This window comes from Psychromicrobium silvestre, assembly GCF_013408295.1.
Taxonomy (GTDB): domain Bacteria; phylum Actinomycetota; class Actinomycetes; order Actinomycetales; family Micrococcaceae; genus Renibacterium; species Renibacterium silvestre.
The window spans coordinates 782,556-799,740 of sequence record NZ_JACBYQ010000002.1 but is presented as its reverse complement, the minus strand read 5'-3'; the positions used below and the strand labels follow the sequence as shown (position 1 = coordinate 799,740).

Annotated in this window: 8 protein-coding genes and 3 tRNA genes; 6 read left to right on the top strand and 5 right to left on the bottom strand. The window is 58.8% G+C overall.

The features are described 5' to 3' along the window. Positions 1 to 511 precede the first annotated feature (511 nt). Positions 512 to 10,126 carry a DUF7507 domain-containing protein gene (locus tag FHU41_RS11735; protein WP_246279604.1) on the bottom strand — a complete coding sequence of 3,205 codons (9,615 nt, stop codon included), beginning with the start codon at positions 10,124 to 10,126 and terminating at the stop codon, positions 512 to 514. 789 nt (positions 10,127 to 10,915) lie between these two features. Between FHU41_RS11735 and FHU41_RS11730 the strand changes: the two genes are divergently transcribed. Then, positions 10,916 to 11,464, top strand: coding sequence for a hypothetical protein (locus tag FHU41_RS11730; RefSeq protein ID WP_179389832.1), 549 nt, complete (start codon positions 10,916 to 10,918; stop codon positions 11,462 to 11,464). Positions 11,465 to 11,770: 306 nt separating this feature from the next. Here FHU41_RS11730 and FHU41_RS11725 read toward each other — a convergent pair. From FHU41_RS11725 to FHU41_RS11715, 3 genes are all read right to left on the bottom strand, one after another. Further along, positions 11,771 to 11,843 (bottom strand) — tRNA-Phe (locus FHU41_RS11725). A 50-nt stretch (positions 11,844 to 11,893) separates the two neighbouring features. Beyond that, positions 11,894 to 11,967: transfer RNA gene (locus FHU41_RS11720), tRNA-Asp, on the bottom strand. 44 nt (positions 11,968 to 12,011) lie between these two features. After that, positions 12,012 to 12,084, bottom strand: a tRNA-Glu gene (locus FHU41_RS11715). A gap of 219 nt (positions 12,085 to 12,303) precedes the next feature. Between FHU41_RS11715 and FHU41_RS11710 the strand changes: the two genes are divergently transcribed. The 3 genes from FHU41_RS11710 (at position 12,304) to FHU41_RS11700 (ending at position 15,233) form a co-directional block, all read left to right on the top strand. After that, positions 12,304 to 13,224 (top strand): DMT family transporter, encoded by a 921-nt coding sequence (locus FHU41_RS11710; RefSeq protein WP_179390428.1) that lies wholly within the window; start codon positions 12,304 to 12,306, stop codon positions 13,222 to 13,224. A 17-nt stretch (positions 13,225 to 13,241) separates the two neighbouring features. Further along, a complete protein-coding gene (locus FHU41_RS11705) occupies positions 13,242 to 13,646 on the top strand; it encodes a metallopeptidase family protein (protein ID WP_179389831.1) in 405 nt (134 codons plus the stop codon). Between the two features lie 174 nt (positions 13,647 to 13,820). Continuing rightward, positions 13,821 to 15,233 (top strand): C40 family peptidase, encoded by a 1,413-nt coding sequence (locus FHU41_RS11700; protein WP_179389830.1) that lies wholly within the window; start codon positions 13,821 to 13,823, stop codon positions 15,231 to 15,233. A 35-nt stretch (positions 15,234 to 15,268) separates the two neighbouring features. Here FHU41_RS11700 and FHU41_RS11695 read toward each other — a convergent pair whose 3' ends face one another. Further along, positions 15,269 to 16,282: a universal stress protein gene (locus FHU41_RS11695; RefSeq protein ID WP_179389829.1), complete on the bottom strand. Its 1,014-nt coding sequence runs from the start codon at positions 16,280 to 16,282 to the stop codon at positions 15,269 to 15,271. Between the two features lie 72 nt (positions 16,283 to 16,354). On the opposite strand from FHU41_RS11695, the gene FHU41_RS15525 reads away from it, so the two are divergent. Both FHU41_RS15525 and FHU41_RS11690 read left to right on the top strand, forming a co-directional pair. Then, complete coding sequence (locus FHU41_RS15525; RefSeq protein WP_425503303.1) at positions 16,355 to 16,570, top strand: D-arabinono-1,4-lactone oxidase; 216 nt, start codon at positions 16,355 to 16,357, stop codon at positions 16,568 to 16,570. A gap of 39 nt (positions 16,571 to 16,609) precedes the next feature. Next, a complete protein-coding gene (locus tag FHU41_RS11690) occupies positions 16,610 to 17,185 on the top strand; it encodes an FAD-dependent monooxygenase (RefSeq protein ID WP_179389828.1) in 576 nt (191 codons plus the stop codon).

Genomic DNA, 17,185 nt, shown 5'->3' with positions numbered 1-17,185 from the left:
CGATCCACTGCTGATTCTTAATCGCCGGGGACTGTAGTGGTCATTCATGGCGTAGCCTTCCCGGACTGCAAGTTGTAACGGAGGGCCCCCAGACCTGCCGCAAATCAAGAGCAATAGAAACGTATCGAAGAGATATTTCTGTCGATCTCAAATGCCAAGCTGGCAGATGAGATGAAATGCAAAAATAATCCATGACTTGATCAGCGGGAGTGAGCGCTATGCCGACCATGACATAACACCTCCTCCGCTAAGAAGGCAGCACACCGCCGAACTCGCCGCTCCCTAAACGACGGAAGCGAATTACTAAGGCGATCACACGCCCTTCATACCCTGAATTTGACACCCCACAGAAGGTTTTTGCAAGGGCCCGCATCCAAGCTGTAACTAAACTAGCTGGATATATGCACTGAGGGCATCGAGCTGTGGCTGCCGAGGAGCAAGGCCTCACCGACAAAAATAGCGGTGACCCCACCGAAATGGGGCCACCGCTATTTTATTTTTTCACTCTGGGTTAGTGCCTTGAACGCTTCCTTCGCCCAAACACCAGGAATAAGATGCCACCCAGGACCAGCACGAGCGCAATCGGCAGAGCCACTAAGCTCGCACCGGTGTACGCCAATTGCTGGAGGACGTTTGGAGCTGGCTGAGTCAAGGGGACCACAGCCTTCGACGGCGGCGGAGTCACCTTCGAACCATTCGGAGACATCCCCACAATGGTGCCAATGTTCGTCACTTGCCCGGCATCGATATCAGCCTGAGTGACCGCATAGGTCGCAGTCGCCGTCATGGTCTGCCCCGGAAGCATGGTTCCTGCCGTTCCCGGCCAGGTGTAGCTGAGCTCCGAAAGGCCGACCAGTGGATCCGTGATCGACACATTCGTGAGCGTCACGTTGCCGATGTTCTTCGCGGTGAAGTGATAGGTGATCACGTCGCCAACCTTCGCAGGCTTATGAACACCGCTGGCGTCAGCGGTCTTTACGAATGTCATTGCCGGCGCAGGGGTCAACGGAGTGTCCGTGGTTCCCGGCGGAGGAGTGACCGGCGGACCGGCGGGCGGAGTACCCATCGTCGTGGCCGAGTTCGCCACATGACCAGCATCAATATCAGCTTGCGTGATCGCATACGTCGCCGTTGCCGTCAGCACCTCACCGGGCGCTAGCGTGCCAGCTACTCCCGGCCAGGTGTACGTCAACGGTGACAAACCGACCAAGCCGTCATTGACGACGACACCCGTCAGGGTGACGTTGCCGGTGTTGGTCGCGGTGAAGTGGTAGGTCACCACGTCACCGACCACTGCCGGACTCTGAACCGCACTGGCGTCAGCAGTCTTGCTGAACGTCATGGCAGGTGCCGGAGTCAACGGAGTATCCGTCGTTCCCGGCGGAGGCGTGACCGGAGGACCACTCGGAGGCGTACCAGTCGTCGTCGCGCTATTAGCTACGTGACCAGCATCAATATCAGCCTGAGCGATGGCATACGTCGCAGTCGCGGTGACCGTCTGACCCGGTGCTAGCGTGCCAGCTACTCCCGGCCAGGTGTAGGTCAACGGGGAAAGCCCCACCAAACCGTCATTGATCACGACGTCGGTCAACGTCACGTTACCGGTGTTGGTAGCGGTGAAGTGATAAGTCACCAGGTCACCGACCACTGCCGGGCTCTGAACCGCACTGGCGTCAGCAGTCTTGCTAAAGCTCATTGCCGGATTAGACGGCAACGGAGTATCCGTGGTTCCCGGCGGAGGCGTCACCGGCGGACCACTCGGCGGCGTACCCGTCGTCGTCGCAGCATTCGCCACATGACCGGCATCAATATCGCCCTGCGTCACCGCATACGTCGCAGTCGCCGTCAGCACCTCACCCGGAGCCAAGGTACCAGGAGTACCCGGCCAGGTATAGGTCAGTACAGACAAACCAGTCAACGGGTCATTGATGACCACATTCGTCAACGTCACGTTACCGGTGTTGGTCGCCGTGAAGTGATAGGTGATCAGGTTACCCACCGCTGCGGGGCTCTGAACGCCGCTGGCATCGGCTGTCTTGACGAAACTCATTGCCGGATTAGACGGCAACGGAGTGTCCGTGGTTCCCGGCGGAGGCGTCACCGGCGGACCACTCGGGGGCGTACCCGTCGTCGTCGCAGCATTCGCCACATGACCGGCATCAATATCGCCCTGCGTCACCGCATACGTCGCAGTCGCCGTCAGCACCTCACCGGGTGCTAGCGTGCCAGCTACTCCCGGCCAGGTATAGGTCAGTGCGGACAAACCAGTCAACGGGTCATTGATGACCACATTCGTCAACGTCACGTTACCCGTATTCGTTGCCGTGAAGTGATACGTAATCACGTCACCAACCTGGGACGGGTTATGTACCGCGGTAGCGTCAGCCGTCTTGACGAAGCTCATCGCCGGATTAGACGTCAACGGAGTATCCGTGGTTCCCGGCGGAGGCGTCACCGGCGGACCCGACGGAGGCGTACCAGTCGTCGTCGCAGAGTTCGCCACATGACCAGCATCAATATCGCCCTGCGTAATGGCGTACGTCGCCGTCGCGGTGACGACCTCACCGGGTGCTAGCGCGCCAGCTACTCCCGGCCAGGTGTACGTGAGCGGGGAGAGCCCAACGAGACCATCGTTGATGACCACATTCGTCAACGTCACGTTACCCGTATTGGTAGCGGTGAAGTGATACGTAATCACCTGACCAACCACGGCAGGAGACGTCACCGCCGACGCATCAGCAGTCTTAGTGAACGTCATCGCGGGGTTAGACGTCAACGGAGTATCCGTCGTTCCCGGCGGAGGAGTCACCGGCGGACCACTTGGCGGCGTACCCGTCGTCGTCGCGGCATTCGCCACATGACCAGCATTGATATCGGCCTGCGTGATTGCATACGTCGCAGAAGCGGTGACCGTCTCACCCGGCAACAAAATACCGGCAGTACCGGGCCAGGTGTAGGTCAACGGTGAAAGACCAGTCAACGGGTCATTGATCACAACGCCAGTCAACGTCACGTTACCCGTATTGGTTGCCGTGAAGTTATAGGTAATAACCTGGCCAACCACGGCAGGAGACGTCACTGCCGAAGCATCAGCAGTCTTAGCGAACGTCATTGCAGGATTAGACGTCAACGGAGTATCCGTCGTTCCCGGCGGAGGAGTGACCGGCGGACCACTTGGCGGCGTACCCGTCGTCGTCGCGGCATTCGCCACATGACCAGCATTGATATCGGCCTGCGTGATTGCATACGTCGCAGAAGCGGTGACCGTCTCACCCGGCAACAAAATACCGGCAGTACCGGGCCAGGTGTAGGTCAACGGTGAAAGACCAGTCAACGGGTCATTGATCACAACGCCAGTCAACGTCACGTTACCCGTATTGGTTGCCGTGAAGTTATAGGTAATAACCTGGCCAACCACGGCAGGAGACGTCACTGCCGAAGCATCAGCAGTCTTAGCGAACGTCATTGCAGGATTAGACGTCAACGGAGTATCCGTCGTTCCCGGCGGAGGCGTGACCGGCGGACCACTCGGAGGCGTACCCGTCGTCGTCGCGCTGTTCGCTACGTGACCGGCATTGATATCAGCCTGCGTGATCGCGTACGTTGCAGTCGCAGTCACCGTCCCGCCCGGCAACAAAGTACCAGCCGTACCCGGCCAGGTATAGATCAGTGCCGACAAACCAGTCAAGGGGTCATTGATGACCACATTCGTCAACGTCACGTTACCCGTATTCGTTGCCGTGAAGTTGTACGTAATGACCTGACCCACCTGGGCAGGAGACGTCACTGCAGAGGAGTCCGCAGTCTTGCTGAACGTCATTGCAGGATTAGACGTCAACGCGGTATCTGTAGTTCCCGGCGGAGGCGTGACCGGCGGACCCGACGGTGGTGTCCCTGTCGTCGTCGCGCTATTGGCCACGTGACCAGCATTAATGTCCGCTTGGGTGATCGCGTAGGTAGCGGTCGCGGTCACCGTCTCACCCGGCAACAAAGTGCCAGGAGTACCGGGCCAGGTATACGTCAACGCCGACAACCCAACGTGCGGATCGTTGATCACAACGCCAGTCAACGTCACGTTACCCGTGTTCTTCGCAGTGAAGTGATAGGTAATCACCTGACCAACCACTGCAGGAGACGTCACGGCCGAAGCATCAGCCGTCTTGCTAAACGTCATTGCAGGGTTAGACGTCAACGGAGTATCCGTGGTCCCCGGCGGAGGAGTCACCGGAGGACCACTCGGAGGCGTACCAGTCGTCGTCGCAGAGTTGGCCACGTGACCAGCATTAATATCAGCCTGCGTCACCGCATACGTCGCCGTCGCGGTCACCGTCTCACCCGGCAACAACGTGCCGGGAGTACCGGGCCAGGTGTACGTGAGCGCCGACAACCCAACGTGCGGATCGTTGATCACGACACCGGTCAACGTCACGTTACCCGTGTTCTTCGCGCTGAAGTTGTACGTAATCACCTGGCCAACAACCGCAGGAGACGTCACTGCCGAAGCATCAGCAGTCTTAGAGAACGTCATCGCTGCACCGGGGGTCAACGGAGTGTCCGTGGTTCCCGGTGGAGGCGTCACCGGCGGACCGCTCGGCGGCGTACCCGTCGTCGTCGCAGCATTCGCCACATGACCCGCATTAATATCAGCCTGCGTGATCGCGTAGGTAGCGGTCGCGGTGACCGACTGCCCAGGCAACAAAGTGCCAGCGGTACCGGGCCAGGTGTAGGTCAGAGCTGACAAACCGGCCAGCGGGTCGTTGATCACGACGCCAGTCAACGTCACGTTACCGGTATTAGTAGAAGTGAAGTGATAAGTAATCAGGTCACCAACAACCGCGGGGCTCTGAACAGCCGACGCATCAGCGGTCTTGGAGAACGTCATCGCTGCACCGGGTGTCAACGGAGTATCCGTCGTTCCCGGCGGAGGAGTCACCGGAGGACCACTCGGAGGCGTACCAGTCGTCGTCGCAGCATTCGCCACATGACCGGCATCAATATCAGCCTGCGTAATGGCGTAGGTAGCGGTCGCTGTGACCACCTCACCCGGCAACAAGGTACCGGCAACCCCAGGCCAGGTGTAGGTCAGTGCAGACAAACCGGCCAGCGGGTCATTGATCACGACGCCGGTTAACGTCACGTTACCCGTGTTCTTCGCAGTGAAGTTGTAGGTAATCACCTGACCAACCACGGCAGGAGACGTCACCGCCGACGCATCAGCAGTCTTAGCGAACGTCATCGCCGGGTTAGACGTCAACGGAGTATCCGTGGTTCCCGGCGGAGGAGTCACCGGAGGACCACTCGGCGGCGTACCCGTCGTCGTCGCGGCATTGGCCACATGACCCGCGTTAATGTCAGCTTGCGTGATCGCATACGTCGCAGTCGCGGTCACGGTCTGACCCGGCAACAAAGTACCAGGAGTACCGGGCCAGGTATACGTCAACGCAGACAAACCAGCATGAGGGTCATTGATCACGACGCCGGTTAACGTCACGTTACCCGTGTTCTTCGCAGTGAAGTGATAGGTAATCACCTGACCAACCTGAGCCGGGCTAGTGATAGCACTGGCATCAGCAGTCTTAGAGAACGTCATCGCCGGGCTAGACGTCAACGGAGTATCCGTGGTTCCCGGCGGAGGAGTCACCGGAGGACCACTCGGCGGCGTACCCGTCGTCGTCGCGCTATTGGCCACATGACCCGCGTTAATATCAGCTTGCGTGATCGCATACGTCGCAGTCGCCGTCACCGTCTGACCCGGCAACAAAGTACCAGCAGTACCCGGCCAGGTATACGCCAACGCGGACAAACCAGCATGAGGATCATTGATCACAACGCCAGTCAACGTCACGTTACCCGTGTTCTTCGCAGTGAAGTGATAGGTAATAACCTGGCCAATCACTGCCGGAGAAGTCACCGCCGACGCATCAGCCGTCTTGGAGAACGTCATCGCTGCACCGGGTGTCAACGGAGTGTCCGTGGTTCCCGGCGGAGGCGTCACCGGCGGACCCGACGGAGGCGTACCCGTCGTCGTCGCAGAGTTGGCCACGTGACCGGCATTAATATCAGCCTGCGTAATGGCGTAGGTAGCGGTCGCCGTGACCGACTGCCCCGGCAGCAAGGTACCAGCCGTACCCGGCCAGGTGTAAACCAGCGGAGACAAACCAGCCAGGCCGTCAGTGATCGCCACATTCGTCAGCGTCACGTTACCGGTATTCGTTGCGGTGAAGTGATACGTAATCACCTGACCAACCACGGCAGGAGACGTCACGGCAGAGGAGTCCGCAGTCTTAGCGAACGTCATCGCCGGGTTAGACGTCAACGGAGTATCCGTGGTTCCCGGCGGAGGCGTCACCGGCGGACCCGACGGCGGAGTACCCGTCGTCGTCGCACTATTGGCAACATGACCGGCATTAATATCAGCCTGAGTGATCGCATACGTCGCGGTCGCCGTGACCGTTTGACCCGGCAGCAAAGTACCAGCGGTACCGGGCCAGGTGTACGTCAGTGCAGATAGACCAGCGTGCGGATCATTGATCACGACACCGGTCAACGTCACGTTACCGGTATTCTTCGCGGTGAAGTGATACGTAATCACCTGGCCAACCACCGCAGGAGAAGTCACCGCCGACGCATCAGCAGTCTTGCTAAACGTCATTGCAGGAGCAGAAGTGCCAGGCACCGCGGCAGACGACGGCGGGGAATCCACCACCGGCCCGGTAAGCGGAGTGCCATGAGCGACAGCAGTATTGGTCACCTGACCCGAGTCAAAGTCAGCCTGAGTCACCGTGTACGTCGCAGTACACGTCACCGATGCGCCCGGAGCCAACGAAGAGGCACCCGCCGGACAAGTAATCACCGGGGCCGCGCCGGTACCGGAGAACGCGGTCTCAGCCACCGTCACCGGAGCCAACGTCACATTCCCGGTGTTCTTCACCACGAACGAATAATGCAAAACCTGGCCAGGACCGGTCAACGCAGTCTCAGTTACCGACTTCACCAAGGACAGGCTGGCATTCGGAGTCAGCGGGGTGTCCGTGGTTCCCGGCGGAGGAGTGACCGGAGGACCTGACGGCGGAGTACCCGTCGTCGTCGCACTATTGGCAACATGACCCGCATTAATATCAGCTTGGGTGATCGCATAAGTCGCCGTCGCCGTGACCGTTTGACCGGGCAGCAAAGTACCAGCGGTACCGGGCCAGGTATACGTCAGTGCGGACAAACCGGCGTGCGGATCATTGATCACGACGCCGGTCAGCGTGACGTTACCGGTGTTCTTCGCGGTGAAGTGATAAGTAATCACCTGGCCAACCACGGCCGGAGAAGTCACCGCCGAGGCATCAGCCGTCTTGCTGAACGTCATCGCCGAGCCCTGTGGCAGCGGAGTATCCGTATTTGCAGTCGCCGTCACGGGCGGACCACTCGGAGGGTTACCGGTCACTGTCGCCGAGTTCGCCACATGCCCAGCATTGATATCAGCCTGAGTGATCGCGTACGTAGCAGTGGCGGTGACCGTCTGACCCGGCAACAAAGTGCCAGCGGCTCCCGGCCAGGTGTAGGTCAGAGCTGACAAACCGGCCAAGGGGTCATTGATAACGACGCCGGTCAACGTCACGTTACCGGTGTTCTTCGAGGTGAAGTGATAGGTAATCAGCTGGCCTACCTGAGCCGGGCTGGTGATAGCACTGGCATCGGCGGTCTTGGTCAAAGTGATAGATGGGCTGGCTGTGCCGGGTACCGCGGCCGAAGAAGGAGGTGAGTCCACCACCGGCCCGGTAGGCGGGGTGCCATGAGCGACAGCGGTATTGGTTACCTGACCCGAGTCAAAATCAGCCTGCGTCACCGTGTACGTCGCCGTACAGGTCACCGATGCGCCTGGAGCCAACGAAGAGGCACCCGCCGGGCAGGTCACCACCGGAGCAGTACCTGTACCGGAGAACGCAGTCTCCGCCACCGTCACCGGAGCCAACGTCACATTCCCGGTGTTCTTCACCACGAACGAATAATGCAAAACCTGGCCAGGACCGGTCAACGCGGTCTCAGTTACCGACTTCACCAAGGACACTGCGGGAGCGGGCGGGGCAGGCGGAGTAATACAGGCCGAGTTATCTGCAGTCGATCCTTGTTCCTGTCCAGCAGGCAGGGATACCGAGTTATACAGTCCGGTACCCGGACCAGCACAAGCAACTGCTTGGGTGGTGTTCGTGTAATGGAAAGTGACAGCAACGTTATAGGTGTGGGTGACACCGATACCGATACTCGTTCCAGCAGGTGCCAAGGAATAAGGACCAGCGCCCACGGCTGAACCTGCAGGAGCAGCCCCTGTACCAGTAGAGGTCCAGCTGGCTGCGGTTGCCTGCAGATTCGCAGCAAAAGCAGGAGTGTCCGTCAAGGAACCATACGTGCCCGCCACGGCGCCCGAGTTCGTGACCTTGACCGTGTAGTTCGCGGTGTAATCACCATTCGCCGCCGGGCCCGTAACGGTTCCAGCAGTCTTGGAGATATTGATATTCGGCACCGGAAGGGCGCTGTTAGTCAGTACACAACTGATATTCGCACCAGCCACCGGCGTAATAGAGAGCGATCCATTGAAGGTAGCCCCGTTCGGCAAACCCGTTTGCAAACCATTCGAGTCCGTACAAGTAATCGTCTGACTATAAGCAGCCAGATTAGCCCCACTAGCACCAGCTTCCGTCAGAAAATACGGGGTCGCCGCCGAAGCAACCAAAACACCCGTAGTACCAGTACCAGCGGTCACCGTTGACCCAGAACCAGTAGTCGTCGAGTTCAGGGTGCTATTGACCACCGGTCCAGCCGCCGAGCCGGTGCGGATCTGTGTGGTGAACTGATCAGCCGCCGCTGCCCGGGAAGTGCCAAGAGCCTTAGTGAGCGTAATCCGAGGAGCTTTGACCACCAACGTCGCATTCGACGGCGGGTTCAGATTAGTGGTGATATTCCCCGGGCCGTTCGTATAAGTACCCTCTGCGGCAGCCGTTACGTTGAAAGTGACCGTACAAGAGGCCTGCCCCGCTGCTAAATCACCACCAGTAACCGTGAAGGTCCCAGAACCAGCAACCCCCGTCCTGACCAAAGGCGCACCCGTCACCTGAGCACAGGTGCCACCAATCGCGGGAGTCGGCGCAATAACCACGCCCGCAGGCAACGCATCCGTAATACCCCAATCGCTTTTCGCGGCGAGATCACTCGTATTAGTAACCGTCAAAGTCACCGTAGAAGTCTGCCCAGGAGCAATCAAAGCCGGACTAAACGACTTATCCAACTGCGGAGTCACATCAACAATCTGCGGAAGGTCAAAAGCCACATCGTTACCGCTACCGGTCGCGGTGGCGTTATAGAGCGACAAACCGAGCGAAGCCGTGGTTCCTACCGGAATCTGATAAGCCGCAGACTGCAGTTTCTTAACCTGCACGGACGGGTCGCTGCTCGTACAAGGATTGAGCCCGGTGCTGAGGACAGTGGGGGTCCCGTTAATAATGAGGCTGAACGTTTCGCTCGCATTGGGTGCAAAACAGTTGACCTCCGCGAAATAGGCGGAGACTGCGTAGTAGTGTCCAGGAATCGCTGGGATAGAACTGGAACTTGCCGTTTGAAACTCGGTACCGGCTGCAATGTCCCCGGACGGGCTGTTGGTGTACTCCGACAACACCTGGTTGTTGGCGGCCTGGGCCGCGGTCTGCCCTTGCTGCAAACCAAGCTGGATCGCCATCTGCTGAATCGAAGCCCAGCCTGATGGCTGATTGTTCAAACAGCCAGGATCGGAGCCCTCCAGCGGAGTAGTCGAATTGAGAATCCAGCCATTACACTGACCGCCACCCGGAGTGTACTGCGGGTCTGCGGTATAGGTCATATTGCCTGCCGCGGCGCCACCTGTGTAGTCCAGGATATTGATTGCCGACGCAGAAGCGTTTTGGTTGGAGAAATTCTCGGTGTAGACCGGGGTGCCCGCTTGGGTCACTCCTGGAGTGCCCGGGGTGGTCGCGTTTGCGCCCGAGGACAAGATGATGGGCAGCGGCCCGACAAAGAGTACGGTGATGATGAACATCGCCAAGAGGCGCCTCAATTGGGCAGCCTTGCTCTGACCGGAAAACGACGACGATAAATAAGCCAGCATAAACATGTCCTTTGACCGAATACCACGGTGCGAATAACGAGCTTGGTGGTATTGGTCCCCATACTGCAAACATCAGGGCCTGCCTGTGCTGTTCCCACGCAGCACTGCAAAGCCCTGGCAAAATCGTTCCCTGCGTTCCCCCAAGAATCATAGGATAGCGCCTGAAGTCAAAAAAAGCGACATTGAGCTTAATCAGGTTCTTCTCGAAGCCGCAAAAAACGTCTCAGCGCCCTCTAAATCAGGGCCGATCAAGCAGACAGTTAGATTCGTCACAGTTTGGCGATCACCTCCATGCTGGTCACTGGCTGCGGAGCCCTTTCGGTCCATCCCGGGTCTATCTGATAATCATTTTGATCTTCACCGTAGGAGCTCCGATTGAAGCCCTTTGTTTCAGCCTCGAGTTGTCCCCTCGGAAGAATCTTGCAAGATGCTGAGCGCGGCATGTCGTCATCCCGCACCGCGTGAAAGGTGATAGTGATAGTGATAGGCGGGAACGTAAAGCGCGGTTACGAAGGCGCGGACGGAACAAGGGTGAAGATAGGGCAAATGGGTCGCCAACCTTGGACGGTCCCTTACGAATCTTGAGGTGGGTTCTGAACACCCTGGAATCGAAATAGTCTCGAAGAAACACAGATGATCTCATCAAAATCCCGGCCGTAACGACCAACACAGGGCTCTGGTTTATTCACCCAACTATATAATTCCCTACGTGAGAGTCCCCAACTTCGGGCGTGCTTTCGACCGCGGATGCCTCTCAACTACACCTCACCTACTCGAGAGGGACATCCAATGACTACTGCACCCCAAGGCAAACACAACTCCGAGGCGAAGGACGCCCACGCATACACCCGGCTCAAAGAGCGTATCGACCGCGTAGAAAGACTTCTGTACCTCTATATTCCGGCGTCACTCTGTGTCACAGTTTTGCTGATGGGCATGTTTCTGCCTTATCTGGGCCCGAAGGACCATTCCGTGCCTGATGTCTCTCTAGCCACCGCCCCCACCACACTTGGTCAAGAAGTTGACGGAGATCCTTTAGGCATCGCACTCATGGCTTGCTTTGTCCTCTTGCTTTTGACGTGCACGGCAGCAATCATCAGTCTCATTCCGCTGATTAGACAGACAAAGAGTCAGTTGGCTATCAAATTCACCCGAATCATTGCGTTACTGTTGGGCTCGTCAGTTCTGGGAGTCTGGCTCGTGACGGCCGTCCTGACTTCAAGGGGAGGCTCCGCCGTCGGGGCCGGGGTTTGGTGGTATTCACTTGGAGCAGCTATTTTCATCACCCTCGCCGCAACGGCACCCAAAATTAAAAACCCGACACCAGGTCTCTATTGAACCGCCAACACTTAACATCCGTACCTTCACATCAGCCGGAGTGGTTCTCGTCCGGTATTGATGCTCCGCAAAGATTCAAGGTTCTGGGCGATCTTCCGGGCTGCTTGTAATGGCGACCCTAAGTTCGTGCGACTCTCCCATCGTCTCCAACTTGTGACGTTCTTTTGTAGCCGGGAGAGTGAAATTCCATAGGAACGTGGAAGAACCAAGAATAAGAAGAGATACGTTCCTTGGACAGCCATTCTAAAGAATCAGAATGGGGCTACACCTCAGAAACGGCGTAAACCTACTTCCCACTAAATACGGTGGCTCCGACCGGCGTCGATCCGGTGACCTTTCGATTTTCAGTCGAACGCTCTACCAACTGAGCTACAGAGCCTTGGTGCTAAACATCAATAGTGCACCGGATTCCTTCTTCAAGGAACCTAGCGACCCTGACGGGACTTGAACCCGCGACCTCCGCCGTGACAGGGCGGCGCGCTAACCAACTGCGCTACAGGGCCTTGCTTTTTGCAAGAGTTACAGCTTACCAGCCATTTCCCATGCGTACCCCCAACGGGATTCGAACCCGTGCCGCCGCCGTGAAAGGGCGGTGTCCTAGGCCGCTAGACGATGGGGGCATCGGACACAATTCGACGAACGGCTTCCCGATCGCTTCCCGAAGTGGACCTCTAAAACTATAGGGCCTAAGAGCTGAATCCGCCAAACCAACTTAAAAACGAGTCCATCACAGAAGTATCCGCCGGTGACAGCGCAACGATTAGATCAGGACAAGAGGTGTCCGGAAACCGCCAGCTTTGGCCACCGAGGAGTCGTAGCTTGGAGTAGTGAAACACGCCATGATCGAACACACCGCAACCGAAACCCCGGCTAAGCCTTCGCAAACCTGGGCGATTGCCGCCGTCGTCGTTACCTTAGTGCTCTGGGCCTCCGCCTTCGTGGGCATCCGGGTGATCGGAGCCAGCTACTCCCCCGGCCCCCTAAGCCTTGGCCGGCTATTAGTTGGTTTCCTGGCGTTGAGTTTCATTGCCGTGCCCACGCTGCGCAAAATGCCTCAGGGCTGGCTCAATTGGCGTAGCGGCTTGGCTATCGTGAGTTATTCGTTCATGTGGTTCGCCGGATACAACGTGGCGCTGAACACCGCCGAGCAGCACCTCGATGCTGGCACCAGCGCGCTGCTCATCAATGTGGCTCCGATCCTGATCGCCATCTTTGCCGGAATCTTCCTCAAAGAAGGCTTCCCGCGCTGGCTGATCATTGGTGGATTCGTAGCACTGGCCGGAATTTCCTTGATCGCGCTGGGCTCGGGTCAGCGAAGCAGCGTGGACCTACTAGGGGTGGGGCTGTGTCTGCTCGCAGCGGTCTTCGCCGCGCTCAGCGTGATTGTGCAGAAACCGGTGCTCCGATCAATCAGCGCAGTGCATGCCACTTGGCTAGGCACCGGCATTGGGGCCCTCTGCTGTCTACCCTTTTCCGGGCAGCTAGTTTCAGAAGTAGCCTCGGCCCCGGTAGCAAGCACCCTCGGGGTGATCTACCTAGGCATATTCCCCACCGCAATCGCGTTTACCACCTGGGCCTACGCACTTTCCCGCTTCGATGCTGGCAGACTTTCCGCTTCCACCTACGCTGTCCCCGCCATTACGGTTCTGATGTCCTGGATCTGGCTCGGCGAGATCCCCACGCTCTGGGGCTTTATTGGCGGGTTGGTGGCGCTGGCCGGAGTGGCTTTGACCCGCATTCGGAGCGCAGGCAAGAAATAGGCGCTTAGGCTGGGGTGATGACTGATCCGCTCGCCGGAATGCCTCACTTCGGCCGCTATGAAATGGGCTTGGCTGAGTTTGAAGCGGCAGTGGACGACGCCGTTGCGCAAATCCCAGCCGAGTTCACCGCCTACTTGAGCAACGTCGCCATCGTGGTGGAGGAGCGCTATCAGCCCCGGCCCGGCCAAAACCCCGACCTCATCCTGCTCGGCCTTTATCGAGGCGTGCCGCTGACTAAACGCACCGAATGGTCGGGCATCGGCTCCCTGCCCGACAAAATCTGCATCTATCGACAGCCGATTCTCGATCTGTGCCGTAGCAGGGAGGGAGTGGTGCGGCAGGTGCTGATCACGGTGGTGCATGAAATCGCTCATCACTTCGGTATTGACGACCGAACTTTGCACGAACTGGGCTGGGGATAAAGCGCAGAAAATATTCGCGACACGCCGTGTCGCTGCCAGCTAAATGACACCAGTGTTGTTTATGTTAAAGATGTGACCAGTGTTGCCAAAGTGACATTTGACCACGTAGCCTCGTGATTGTTGTGTGAATGCTGCTGCCTGCATTCATCCATTAATCGCTAGGTGAGGCTTTGAATGAGTGCGAAGATGAAACGCTGGTTGACCACAGGTCTGGTGCTAGCGGCAAGTACGTCCTTAGTCCTGGGAGTTAGCTCGGTACCTGCTAACGCCCAGCCACTCCCACAAACGCCGGGCAGTCTGCCCGCAGCACCGGAGATCCCCTCCCAGCAGGACATTGCTAACGCGAAAAAGAATCAAGCCTCGACGAGCGCCGAGGTAGGCAAGATCGAGGGTCTGATCGACTCGGGCAATCAAAGTTTGCAAACCTCCATGACGGCTTCCATGAAAACCAATGACGCCTACTCCACGGCGCTGGTCACCCTGCAGGACAAACAGGGCGCCGCGAAAGACGCCCAGGCTAAAGCCGCCGCCGCCATCAAAACCTCGGACAAGGCTCGCAATGCGGTCGGTCAGTTGGCCAGTACCATCTACAAGACCGGTGGGTTGAACCCCAGCATTGAGTCATTCGTCACCGGAGGCTCCGGCGATGTTCTCTACCAGGCTTCTACCCTGTCAATGCTCGGCGCCAACCGCAGCAAGACCTTTGACGACGCCAAGTCCACCGCCGCCACGGCGAGCGCCCTCAAGGACGCCGCGGCACAGGCTCAGCAGGCCGCAGACGAGGCAGCGAAAACTGCCGAGACAGCGAAATCTCAGGCGGATGCTGCAGTAGCCGCCCAAAATGCCCTGATCGCTAAGAACCAGCAACAGCGCACCGTCCTGATTGGGCAACTGGCCACGTTGAAGAACACTACGGCCGCTTTGGAAAGCGCCCGAATTACCGGGCTGGAGCAGCAGAAGGAAGCAGCCCGCCTGGCCGCGCTGATCGAAGCGTCGAAGAAGCAGCCTGCTCCTACGCCGCCGGCGACGAGCAATCCGGTGACCTCGAATCCGGTCAATAACCAGCCTGCCGTTGTCAATCCTCCGGTGACAACACCGCAGACTCCGGTGACCACGCCGAAGCCCACCACCCCTAAGCCACCAGTCACCACGACCCCGCCGGTCACGACGCCCCCTGTTACCACCCCGCCGGTCACCACACCGCCAAGCTCTGGGGTGAACATCAGTGGCATGGTTTCGTTCGCAATGTCTAAGGTTGGCGGCCCCTATGTCTGGGGCGGCACCGGGCCGGTCGGCTACGACTGCTCCGGCTTGATCTGGGCGGCCTTCCGCTCGGTCGGCGTAAACCTACCTCGAGGCGGCTCCGATCAGTTCTGGAACGCACCCACTAGGGTTCCGCTCTCTCAGATGCGCTACGGAGACATCCTGGCCTTCAACGACAACGGATCCGGCTTCTTCACACATGTGGCAATCTACATCGGCAACGGCCAGGTGGTTCAGGCCCTGAACCCGAGCGATGGCATTGCCGTCACGCCACTGAGCTGGATGTCCGGTATGGCGTTGTACGGTTACGCCGCCCGATACTGAGCGACTCGGTACTGAACGCACGGCGCAGCCGGGGTTTAGATTTCCTTGAGCATCGGGCCGAAATTGGCCCGATCCGCCAATCGCGGGTCGTCATGCTCCGGGACCACCATAACGGGGCCCTTGGCGTGGTGTAGCACGGCATCGGTTGTTGAGCCCAGGAGCATTCCGGCAAAACCACCGTGGCCGCGCGTGCCCAGGACCAGGAGTTCGGAGACCTCGCTCGCGCCGATCAGAATCTCAATCGGCGGCCCGTCCAGCACATCGGCAGTGATTTTCAGCTTCGGGAAATGGCTCTGCAGCCAGGCGCTACCCGCCGCCAGTTGCACCTTAACGTCCTCAAGCATGCCTTGGCGGTCCAGAGGTGCAGGCAACCATGTCATTGCCCCCGAATAGGGCGGCACAGCGCACACTACTCGGAGCGCCAGTCCCTGACGCTCCGCCTCTTCCGCTGCGACCAGCACGGTGTAACGAGCCCGTTCCGAACCGTCCACCCCGACAATAACCGTGGACTCCACCAGCTTCGTGCCCTCGGGCTTCTCAGCGGCACCTAATCGAGCAGCGCATTTGAGCGGAACCGTCACGGTGGGGCATTTAGAGTGGCCCGGCAGACCAGAGGAAACCGAACCGAGCAGACGCCCCACGAAGCCGCCACGTCCGCGGGAGCCAAAGACCAGCAACTCCGCGGTCTCAGACATTTCGAGCAACACCCCGGACGCGTCTCCTGCTTCCACCCGGGCATCCAGCTCAAGATCGTACTCAGCCAGGCTGTTCACGGCTTGTTCCAGCACAATTTCGGCTCCCTGCCGAATCACACTGTCGTCGATGGTGGCGAAGCCACCGTCGAGGCCGGAAGCCGCGAAGATAGGCACCGAATAAGCCGTTACCAGGTGCAAAGGCCTCTTCCGCCGCTGGGCTTCGCGTGCCGCCCAGATCAGAGCGCAATTACCGTGATCCGAGCCGTCCACGCCCACCACAATGCCGGTTGGCGGCTGGAGTTCCTTGCCCTGCGGGGTCTCCGCGGCGCCTTCGGGTTGCTTTGACTCGCTCATGGTCCGTCCCTTCATCGTGGTCGGCGAACTACTTACTTTTCACTATTCACGCTTCCCGAGAACCCGTCAAGGATGCTTGACAGCGTGCCGTCGGTATCGAGAAGTCATAACTCTACTGACTGGGACAGTCGGCATTTTCTCCAGTCAGCAGAGTTGCCAGAGGTCTATCCAGGACTAGAGAAGTTCTGTAGGCTTCGAAACAGTGCGGACCCCGGGGGGGGTGTCTTCACGAACGCCCCTCTGGACCGTGTCTTACAGCCCAGGGAAGTAGCTCAGCATTCAACTTAATGGGATACCTTCGGGAGGCCCATGGGGAGGCACCATTCCATGACTCGCGCGCTTGGCACTGCTCAGATGGAACACACCACCACGGTGGTGATCGGCTCGGGTCTTTCCGGCTTGGCCGTGGCCAGTGAGCTGAGTAGGCAGGGCGTTGAGTCTATTGTGGTGGATCAGCTGGAACTCTTCGGCGTTGAGCCGGTGGCCCGCAAAGCCGAACTTGCGGAGCCTGGGAGCCTTGCGGAACGCGGCGAAATCCTCCGGGTGCTCCGGCATTACGCCTCTAGCCATAGCCTCGATGTACGCACTCAAGCGAAGGCTACCGAGCTGAGCATTGACCCGGAGAAGCCGCAGCAATGGGTAATCCGCACCTCGGAGGGCGTGCTGCTGGCCGAAAACGTGGTGCTAACCCGCTGTGCCCAGAGCCAGCTACGCCGTTTCCTGGCTTCGCTAGGCATCTCCATCGGCAAGGACGTAGTAAACGCACTACACGCCCTGGGGCTTTATTTGGTGGGTGTTGGCGATGCGCTGCTGCCCAGCACCAAGGACATCCTGCGCCAGGCGAAGAACGTCAGCCAGGCGATCAGCACTCAGAGCCAATTACGGCAGAACGCCCTGGCCTGA

Excerpts from the sequence above, each read along its gene's own strand:
- FHU41_RS11735 (WP_246279604.1), bottom strand. The coding sequence starts at position 10,126 with ATGCTGGCTTATTTATCGTCGTCGTTTTCCGGTCAGAGCAAGGCTGCC.
- FHU41_RS11730 (WP_179389832.1), top strand. The coding sequence starts at position 10,916 with ATGACTACTGCACCCCAAGGCAAACACAACTCCGAGGCGAAGGACGCC.
- FHU41_RS11710 (WP_179390428.1), top strand. The coding sequence starts at position 12,304 with ATGATCGAACACACCGCAACCGAAACCCCGGCTAAGCCTTCGCAAACC.
- FHU41_RS11705 (WP_179389831.1), top strand. The coding sequence starts at position 13,242 with ATGACTGATCCGCTCGCCGGAATGCCTCACTTCGGCCGCTATGAAATG.
- FHU41_RS11700 (WP_179389830.1), top strand. The coding sequence starts at position 13,821 with ATGAGTGCGAAGATGAAACGCTGGTTGACCACAGGTCTGGTGCTAGCG.
- FHU41_RS11695 (WP_179389829.1), bottom strand. The coding sequence starts at position 16,282 with ATGAGCGAGTCAAAGCAACCCGAAGGCGCCGCGGAGACCCCGCAGGGC.
- FHU41_RS15525 (WP_425503303.1), top strand. The coding sequence starts at position 16,355 with ATGCTTGACAGCGTGCCGTCGGTATCGAGAAGTCATAACTCTACTGAC.
- FHU41_RS11690 (WP_179389828.1), top strand. The coding sequence starts at position 16,610 with ATGACTCGCGCGCTTGGCACTGCTCAGATGGAACACACCACCACGGTG.